Raw genomic sequence first — 1,196 nt, 5'->3', positions numbered from 1 at the left:
GATAACCGGCAGGTCCTACAGGCTGAAGGACCTGCCGAGGGACGGCCCCGTCAAGCCGTGACCGGAATCGGTGAAAATACGTTAGCGCAACCGGTGAAACCGCCTTTGCGCAAACGGCGCGCCTGTTTAGCGAAACTGGTGAAAAATAGATTGACGCTAACACTTTATCTCTCGGTTGGTCCTCTCCTGCACGTTGTTGGTGCGCAGGCGCTTCCAGTGGGTCGGCGGGAAGTCGAGGTAGGCCAGCGCGTCGGGCTCGGCCTCCTCCAGCACCGCCGCCGCCCTGGGGCAGCACCCCGCCAGCATGTCGCACGCCGCGTGGTACATGGCCGTCACGGTGGCGGCGTCGCGCCCGCGGAACACCTGCGACACGATCCTGCCCACGCGGCGCCTGAGCTGCCAGGAGCCGGCCTCGCGCATGCAGTCGCGCATGAGGTGGACCGCGCAGCGCTGCCACGCGGCGCCCTGGAAGACCTCGCCGAGCGCCCGGACGAGCCCCGGGTGGGCGTCCGAGACGACGAGCCGCACGCCCGCCGCCCCGCGCGAGCGGATAGCCCGCAGGAAGGCGAGCCACGAGTCGTAGGACTCGGTGTCAACCACGTCGACGCCAAGGACGCGCCCCCGACCGCCCGCATCGCAGCCGATGGCGGTGACCACGGCGGTGGAGGCGACGCGCCCCCCGCGGCGGCACTTGACGTAGGTCGCGTCGAGCCAGACGTAGGGCACCGGCGAGCCGTCGAGCGGCCTTCCGCACAGATCCTCGATGTCTGCGTCCAGGCTCGAGGCGATTGCGCTCACCTGGTCCTTCGAGAGCCTGGAGACGCCCATCTTCTCGGCCACCCTCTGCACCTTGCGGGTGCTCGTGCCCGTGGCGTACATCTCGGCCACGGCGGCCACGAGGGCGCGGTCGACGCGCTGGTAGCGCTCGAGCACGTCCTCCGGGAAGAAGCTGCCGGAGCGCAGCTTGGGGATGCGCGGCGTCAGCGTGCCGACGCAGGTGGCGAGCGACCTCTCGCGGTAGCCGTTTCGGCTGTCCGCCCCGCCACCGCAGAGCTGGTCGGCCTCGGCGTCCATCACGGCGTTCACGACCTGCTCGGCGAGTCTGCGAAGCAGCTCCTGCATATCGATGGCGCCGTCGTCGAAACGGGGCATAGCGAGCATGTCCGGCGTCGGGTCTGATAAGATTTCCATAGCGG

1 pseudogene is annotated in these 1,196 nt (G+C 69.1%); it reads right to left on the bottom strand.

Going from position 1 to position 1,196, the window contains the following annotated elements:
• Positions 1-162 precede the first annotated feature (162 nt).
• A pseudogene (locus ACTQ05_RS09500) lies at positions 163-1,191 on the bottom strand (IS256 family transposase); the annotation flags it as partial.
• Between the last annotated feature and the right edge of the window lie 5 nt (positions 1,192-1,196).

The organism is Collinsella sp. LCP21S3_A9, assembly GCF_052118785.1.
Lineage (GTDB): Bacteria > Actinomycetota > Coriobacteriia > Coriobacteriales > Coriobacteriaceae > Collinsella.
This window is presented reverse-complemented; position numbering and strand designations above follow the sequence as displayed.